Raw genomic sequence first — 7,616 nt, 5'->3', positions numbered from 1 at the left:
TCCGATCGGTTCGGGGGCGCATAGCTCAGTTGGTAGAGCAGCTGACTCTTAATCAGCGGGTCCTAGGTTCGAGCCCTAGTGCGCCCACCAAGTCCTCCCTTGAAACCGGTTCAATCTGACGATCAAGGGTAGGCACCGGTGGTGTCTACCGATGTATTCCATCGCCACTCGGATTTAGCCTCCCGCATATCTACACGCGTCCGAGCGACTGCACGTCGTAAGGGGCTGCGCGGCACTTCCATCTCGGGAGATTGAGCTCGTTGGAGCCATGGTGCTTGGCCTGGCCCGGCCCAGCGGCGTCACCACGCTGTCACACAACGCAGCGAGAGAGTGTCGGCAACCTTAGTCGGACACCCTCATGGACTATTTCAGGCGCTTCACCTTCCTGTTCTCGGCTCCCACCTTCGATGCAGACGATCTCGAAGGGCTTCGTTTCAACCAGATCGTCGCTGAGATCGAGCGGTCCGGCTTCGAGATCGTCAAGGCGCGCAAGCTCGAGGATGCCGAGATCGCGGTGCAGACCGACGCGGCGATCGGCTGCATGGTGGTCGACTGGGGCAAGAAGGGGCTCGAAGGCAAGACCGCGGCGCTGATCAACCTGATGCGCCGGCGTGGTCTCGACTTTCCGATCGTGCTGCTGATCCGCCGCAAGCGGTTCGAGGAAGTGCCGGTCGAGGTGCTCGACTTCATCGACGGCTACGTGTTCCTGTCCGAAGAGACGCCGACTTTCATCGCACGCAACCTGATCAGCCGGCTGAAGCAATATGCCGACACGCTGAAGACGCCGTTCTTCGGCGCGCTGGTCGACTACGCGGAGGAGGGCAACCAACTCTGGACCTGTCCGGGCCATAATGGCGGCATGTTCTACAGCCGCAGTCCGATCGGCCGCGTGTTCATCGAGCATCTCGGCGAGGCGGTGTTTCGCGACGACCTCGACAACTCGGTGCTCGATCTCGGCGATCTCTTGACCCACGAGGGACCGGCGCTGCGCGCGCAGCAGGAGGCGGCGCAAATCTTCGGGGCGGAGAAAACCTACTTCGTGCTCAACGGCACTTCGAGTTCGAACAAGGTCGCGCTCGGGGCCTTGGTCACCGATGGCGATCTCGTCCTATTCGACCGCAACAATCACAAGGCTGCGCATCACGGCGCACTGATGATCGCCGGCGGCATTCCGGTCTATGTCCCGACTGTCCGCAATGCGTGGGGACTGATCGGGCCGATGGCGTGGGACGCGCTGGACGAGACCGCGCTGCGCGAACGCATCCGCACCCATCCGCTGGTCAAGGATCCGGAGGCGTGGCGCAAGCCGCGGCCTTTCCGCGTCGCCGTGGTCGAGCAGTGCACCTATGACGGCACCATCCACAGCGCCGAGATGATCCTGCGCCGCATCGGACATTTGTGCGACTACATCCTGTTCGACGAAGCCTGGGCCGGCTTCATGAAGTTTCATCCGCTCTATGCCGGTCGCTTCGCCATGGGGCTGGCCGATCTCGGCGAGGACGCGCCCGGCATCATCGCGACGCAGTCCACCCACAAACAGCTCGCCAGCTTTTCGCAGGCGTCGCAGATCCACATCAAGGACCGCCACATCCGCGGGCAGAAGCGGCGGGTCGAGCATCGGCGCTTCAACGAGAGCTTCATGCAGCACGCCTCGACGTCGCCCTTCTATCCGCTGTTCGCCTCACTCGACGTCGGGGCGCAGATGATGAAGGGACGCTCCGGCGAAGTGCTGTGGGACGACACGATCCGGCTTGGCATCGAACTGCGCAAGAAGATCCGCGCGGTGCGCCGTGAGTTCGAGGAGAAGGAGGCGAGGCCGGACCGACGCTGGTTCTTCGATCCGTTCGTGCCCGACCGGGTGACGATCGCCGACGCAGCGCGCGAGGGCGCGGTGCATGACGTGGCGTGGGAGGCAGTGAGCACCGACCAGCTTGCGACCCATCCGGCGTTCTGGCAGATCGCGCCGGAGGCCGGCTGGCACGGCTTCGCCGATATGACGCCCGGTTTCGTCATGACCGACCCGAACAAGCTGACGCTGCTGACGCCCGGCTTCGACCGCGCGACCGGGCGCTATGCCGAGCACGGCATCCCGGCGCCGGTGGTGGCGCAATATCTGCGCGAGAACCGCATCGTGCCGGAGAAGAACGACCTCAATTCGCTGCTGTTTCTGCTGACGCCCGGCGTCGAGGCCAGCAAGGCGGGAACGCTGATCAGCGGTCTCGTCGCCTTCAAGAAGCTGCACGACGACAATGCGCCGCTCGAGGATGTCATTCCCGAATTCTGCCGGCGCCGGCCGACGCGCTATGTCGGTGTGCGGCTGCGCGATCTCTGCGGCCAGATGCACCGCTTCTTCCGCGACGCCGACGTCAGCGGTCTGCAGGCTAAGCAATTTCTGCCCGAGCATCTGCCCGAGATGGCGATGTCGCCGCGCGACGCGGCGCGTTGCCTGGTCCGCAACGACGTCGACTACCTGCCGATCAGCGACATCGCCGGCCGGATCGCCACCACGCCCTTCGTGGTCTACCCGCCGGGGATTGCCACCATCGTGCCCGGCGAGCGGCTCAGCGAGCGCGCCAAGCCGATGCTCGATTATCTGCAGATGTTCGAGCAGAGCTTCAATCAGTTCCCCGGTTTCGAGGTCGAGATCCAGGGCGTCTATCGCGAATTCGACGAGACGGGGCGGGTGCGCCTCTACACCTATGTCGTGGCTGAATGAGCTTGCTGGATTCTGGAGTTGTCGTGGATACTGCCTTGCCGATCCTGATCCGTCCGTCGCATGACGGCGACGTCGAAGCGATGCTCGATATCTATCGTTACTACATCCGGCGCGGGCTCGACGAAGGCATCGACGATCATGGCACGCCGCAACCGGACGATCTCAAGGAGCGCCGCAAGAACCTGCGCAACCGGCGCTTCCCGCATCTGGTGGCGCTGCGTGGCGACGTCGTGGTGGGCTACGCTTACGTGGTACTGTTTCGCAAACGCCCCGCCTATCGCCACACAGTCAAGCATTCGATCTACGTGCATCCCGACCATCTCGGCTGCGGACTCGGCCGCCGCTTGATGCAGGCGTTGATCGATGCCTGCGCTGCTGCGGGCTTCCGGCAGATGATCGGCTATATCGACGGGGACAACGCCGCGTCGCTCGGTTTGCATGCGAGCTTCGGATTCACGATCGTCGGACGACTGCCCGGTGTCGCGTATCGGTTCGGGCATTGGGCGGATACGGTGATGGTGCAGAGATCGCTCGGCGCGGGGGCAACCTCGCCACCGGTCGCTTGATCTATGGCTCGCGACAACGCCGCCAATCATCAAGGTGATGATTGGCGAAGGAGCGGACATACGAAGCAGGCGCCGGTCTGCAGCTACGCGTCTTCCGGACGATCACGTCGTTGTCCGCTCCTCCAAGCCTCCGACCGGCGCCCGAAGTCGGAGCGACTGTCGCGGTCCTCGACTTTCCCCTAAGTAGTTTCGATCCACGCTCCGCTAAGGGAGCGACTTGGAGTCGATAACAACGAGGCAAAAGGTTCGGATCCATGGCCGCCGAGGATAAGCTGTGGAAACCGGCGTCAGCTGTCTCATATCGGCACGATAGCAGGTGACCGTACGTCGCCCTGAAGGCCGGATGCGTGCAGTGCAACCTCAAGATTAGAACAGTTCGACGACTTCGATGCCTTTCGGAAGTCTGTCCCGGTTGATGGTCACCTTGTAGTCCGCGTAGTGTCGCGCCGGCGGACAGTTGTCGAGGCGGGAGTCGCCGGGGCTGACCAGATCGTCGCCGATCCGGCGCTGGACTTCGACCCGGTCGAACAGCGCCTGCGCATGGGCGTTCCCGAGTGTCGAGGCATGTTTGAAGGCGATGGCGCGTCGCGACACCATCTCGCCGCGCGCGGCGGAGCGGTCGTGCTCGAACATCATCGACAGCGACGAGAACAGATGGTCGAGGTCGTCGTCGCTGAAGCCGGTGCGCTCGGCGAGCTTGGCGCTGACGAAGAGATGCGCCCGGTATAAGCCGTAGGGTACGATGTGCTTGCGTCCCATGGTACGGTTCTCGACGCGTTCGCCGTCGCCTTCGGGTCTATCGCGCTCCGTTTTTTCCTTGGTACTGGTAGCGGCCATCCGGGTGATCGAGATCTCCAGTGGCAGAATACGTTCGATCGAGGTCGCGAACGTCACCTGGACCGGACCGCGTACCTGTCCGGCGTTGATCCCGGTACTCATCACCGCGCCGAAGGCGCGTACGTCGAAGAAATTGTCGCACATAAACCGGGTCACGGCGCGCGCTTCGTCATCGCTCTGTGGATTGAGCTTGTCGGCTTTGATCACCTTGTCGCCATCGCCACGAATTGCCTTGTAGGCTTCGCGGTGCTTTTCGTTGAGGATGGCTCCTTCCTGGACGTAGATCCGGTAGCCGGGCTGATCGCCTTTCGCCAATTCGGTGTAGTTTCGGATCTTGCGTTTGAGCGAGACGTCGGTGACGAGGCCGAAGTGAGTTTCTGGATCGATCCGCGGCAAGTTGCCGGCATCCGGATCCCCGTTGGGATTGCCGCGTGTGACGTCGAACAGGAAAACGATGTCGTAGCGGTGGGCCAGGGGACTCATGCGGCGATCTCCGCTGCGCCGCCGTGGCGCTTGCGGAAGAATTCATTGCGTTGATGATAATAGCCGAGAGAGAACAGCGCCTGCTCATTCTCGGGGAGACACGCCGGGAAGGGGTCGTCGCCCGGCGACATCGCATCCATGATCTCGCCGACAGCCCTCTCCAGGCTGATGCGATTAGCCATTCGATGCTTGCCGATCCTGGACAGGTGGTTTGACGATCCGCTGTCGAGCAATCGAAATACCTTGCGCGGCTGGGCGCTTGCGGCTCCGTAGAATTTGTCCTTGATCGTCGAGTTGACGTGATGTCCGAGCGCTGTGGTTTGGATGTGTTCATACACGGCGAACAGTCGCCCGAGCAGATATCCCTTGTTGATGCAGTCCGGATCAAGGGCCACCGGTACCTCCATTCTAAAATTCTGGATCAGGATCGACTTCATCAGCCCAACGCGCAGTGCGTTGACATCGTGATCGGCGCGTAGCCGCATGATCAGCGCCGACAGCATCGTAAGTGGGTAGTGCGTGCCGGTGAGGATCGCGCGCAGCCAGTCGCCGGCGAGACGAGGAGAGACGTTCTGGCTCTTGCGCAGCACGGCGGTCTCGATCAGATAACGCCGGAGCGACGGGGTCGGTTCGCGTGGCGGCGGGACGATCCGCAGGCGCTGCAGATGCTCCAGATAACGCGTAGCCAGAAGCTCGAAATCGTCTTCGATATAGAACCGGACAGACAGCCGTGCAGCGTTTGGCGATAATCCGAGCAGGTGGAAGCGTACGGCAGTCGGCAACGCCGGCACTGCGTCGTTGATCGGCCGGCCCTGTGCGATCATCTCGAGCTGCTCGTCGGCGCACCCGGATTTGCTGGAATCTTCGGCGCCCAATAGGTCGGCAAAGATCTGTTCGGCGGCAGCAGCCGCGGCGGGATCGGTTGCCTCAGCCCAGTACACGATTGTGGTATCTCCGATCCGGAGGCGGTGGCCGCTGCCGCGATCCAGGAAGCGGTTCAATGCGGTGCCGTAAGCGAGGGCGGCGGCGGCCGAAATGGGCGCGTTGGCGCCCTGCTGATGGCCGTAGGAGCTGAACGCATCGAGATTGAAGGAGACGATCGAGGCGCCGGAGGACTGAGCGCCGCTGACTCCCTTGATGGCCGGATGCAGCCGTGCCGGCGGCGCGCGCTCGCCGGAGACCAGACAAATCGTCGGCGTTTTGCCGCCCTGATCCATCAGTCGCGTCCAAACGGCGCGCGCTGCGGTCCGGTCATGTAGATGGACGGGAAGCAGCCGCTCGCTCTCCAGCGCGAATGCCAGGTTCTGATCGATCATTTCCTCGGGCCAGTTCCACTCGGCGAAGCGTTTGGGCCTCCACGCGTCCAGGAAGCGCAGCAAGGCGCGAAGGCCCTCATCCTCGGTGCCGGCCAGCCAGGTTCGATGCTGCTCTCTGAAGGCGCGATGCTCTTGTAGGGTCCGCTTTCCTTCTCTCGCCGTTACGCCGAGCACATAGGCCGTCTTGTCCCACAGGAAGTTCGGCGCGATGCCCGATGTTCTCTTCGACGGCTGGGGTACGGGTAAAGGCCGCGACGTCCTGTTGCGGCCGTCGCCGAGACGCAGATCTATCGGCTGTCCGGCGACCGTGCCGTCGGGCCTCAACGCGATCAGGAAGCCGATCCGTTCGTAGGAGTAGCCAAATGGCGGCACTTCGCCGCGCGCCGCCATGCGCTCGTAAGCGCGGACGAGGGCGGCGAGCACGCTCAACGTCGCAGGTCCGAAGAGTCGGGCGGCGGAACCTTGACGATGCCCCGGTCGAGGATAGCCCTGAACAGGATCGATCCGTGGTCGCCGCGATGGTCTATGTCGTAGAGCATGAAGCCGAGGTCGCGCGGATCGCCGAAGCCGAGCGCGATCGTGCGGTCGTCCTCGTCGGGTTGCGGCAGCGCTGCATCGGGAGCGAGAAGCTCGAAGGCCGCTGGAAATTCGCGCGTGCCGAGACACGGCTGGTGGAACACCTGCCCTTTGCGGGCACGACGATTAAACGTGTCGAGATGTTTCGCTGCGTTATCGTCGAATCCGGCCTTCGGCGTAAGTTCGAAATGCGCGCAAATCACGTAGTCGACGTTCGACAGCAACGTCGTGGCACGCTGCTGTCGGTGCTGCTCGACAATCAGCGCGAGATCGCCAATCGCCTCGCTCTTCATCGCCTTGCGGATCCTCGCAACCGGCACTTTAGCGCCGACTTCATTGCGCCGGATCGATTGAAAGCGAATGGGCTTGAGCACGTGGATTTCATCGATGATCCAGCGGATCGCCGGCTTCCAGTGGATCGCTTCGAGAATGCCCCGCGCAGCGGAGGGGGTCATCACATCATAGGAGACCCGTTCGACCTTCATTTCGGGCCGGGTGAACAACGCCCATCGCCCCATCACGCGGAGGCGAACGCCATACGCCATGCTCAATCCTCAGCCGTTTTTCGGGCGCGAAACGTAAACACGACAGACCGCCACTGGCAATTCATGGAGGCGCTTAGTCCACACACACATCCCTTCCGTGCATGTATTCACGCCTGCTTCCTAAAATTTGACGGAAGTGGTGGGCGCGACACGCCGCGAGAGCGTCCTGATTTGATACGGACGCACACGCAGTACGCAGCCGCCTTGCGGGAAAAGCCGCAGGCGCGCCTGGAAGCTTCAATTGCGGCTTCTGACGAATGTCGAAGAGGAATCCCGGCACAGAATCACCACTATCAGTCACCAGACCCGGGCCTTCGATCGGTGCGTCTCCGTTCGGGGGCAGGCGCGCATAGCCGTCCCGTCCGGATAGCGAGCGGATAGAGCGTTGCGGAATCTGGGATTGATCTAAGACGATCCTCATCTCTGCTGTCGCCGGCAGTGCGGTTGATATGCCTCGGTCAGTGTTATCGTGCGAAAGCGGAGAGGATTCTTTCGTGTGCCCAATTCGCAATCGCGCTTGAGATACGAGTGCTGTAAACGAGGTCATGGCGTTCCTCCGATTTAGATCCAATCCTCC

5 protein-coding genes and 1 tRNA gene are annotated in these 7,616 nt (G+C 62.5%); 3 read left to right on the top strand and 3 right to left on the bottom strand.

What is annotated here, in order from left to right; all coding sequences use genetic code 11:
- Positions 1 to 14: 14 nt before the first annotated feature.
- The 3 genes from ACOJTD_RS21540 (at position 15) to ACOJTD_RS21530 (ending at position 3,282) form a co-directional block, all read left to right on the top strand.
- Positions 15 to 90 (top strand) — tRNA-Lys (locus ACOJTD_RS21540).
- A 268-nt stretch (positions 91 to 358) separates the two neighbouring features.
- Positions 359 to 2,716 carry an Orn/Lys/Arg decarboxylase N-terminal domain-containing protein gene (locus ACOJTD_RS21535; protein WP_420134900.1) on the top strand — a complete coding sequence of 786 codons (2,358 nt, stop codon included), beginning with the start codon at positions 359 to 361 and terminating at the stop codon, positions 2,714 to 2,716.
- Positions 2,717 to 2,739: 23 nt separating this feature from the next.
- Positions 2,740 to 3,282, top strand: a complete 543-nt coding sequence (locus ACOJTD_RS21530; protein WP_420134899.1) for a GNAT family N-acetyltransferase — start codon at positions 2,740 to 2,742, stop codon at positions 3,280 to 3,282.
- Positions 3,283 to 3,648: 366 nt separating this feature from the next.
- Here the strand turns inward: ACOJTD_RS21530 and cas7c are convergent, their stop codons facing one another.
- Genes cas7c through cas5c form a run of 3 tightly spaced genes read right to left on the bottom strand, consistent with a single transcriptional unit; the run spans position 3,649 to position 7,039 of the window.
- Positions 3,649 to 4,602, bottom strand: coding sequence for a type I-C CRISPR-associated protein Cas7/Csd2 (cas7c, locus tag ACOJTD_RS21525; protein ID WP_420134898.1), 954 nt, complete (start codon positions 4,600 to 4,602; stop codon positions 3,649 to 3,651).
- Positions 4,599 to 6,341: a type I-C CRISPR-associated protein Cas8c/Csd1 gene (gene cas8c / locus ACOJTD_RS21520; protein WP_420134901.1), complete on the bottom strand. Its 1,743-nt coding sequence runs from the start codon at positions 6,339 to 6,341 to the stop codon at positions 4,599 to 4,601. Before cas8c ends, cas7c begins: the two co-directional genes overlap by 4 nt.
- Before the next feature lie 2 nt (positions 6,342 to 6,343).
- Entirely contained in the window at positions 6,344 to 7,039 is a 696-nt protein-coding gene (gene cas5c / locus ACOJTD_RS21515; protein WP_420134897.1) for a type I-C CRISPR-associated protein Cas5c, read from the bottom strand.
- Positions 7,040 to 7,616 lie beyond the last annotated feature (577 nt).

This window comes from Rhodopseudomonas sp. (assembly GCF_048594845.1).
Classification (GTDB): Bacteria; Pseudomonadota; Alphaproteobacteria; order Rhizobiales; family Xanthobacteraceae; genus Rhodopseudomonas.
The sequence above is the reverse complement of the archived record's forward strand: the minus strand, read 5'-3'. Positions and strand labels throughout refer to the sequence as shown.

Excerpts from the sequence above, each read along its gene's own strand:
- ACOJTD_RS21535 (WP_420134900.1), top strand. The coding sequence starts at position 359 with ATGGACTATTTCAGGCGCTTCACCTTCCTGTTCTCGGCTCCCACCTTC.
- cas5c (WP_420134897.1), bottom strand. The coding sequence starts at position 7,039 with ATGGCGTATGGCGTTCGCCTCCGCGTGATGGGGCGATGGGCGTTGTTC.
- cas7c (WP_420134898.1), bottom strand. The coding sequence starts at position 4,602 with ATGAGTCCCCTGGCCCACCGCTACGACATCGTTTTCCTGTTCGACGTC.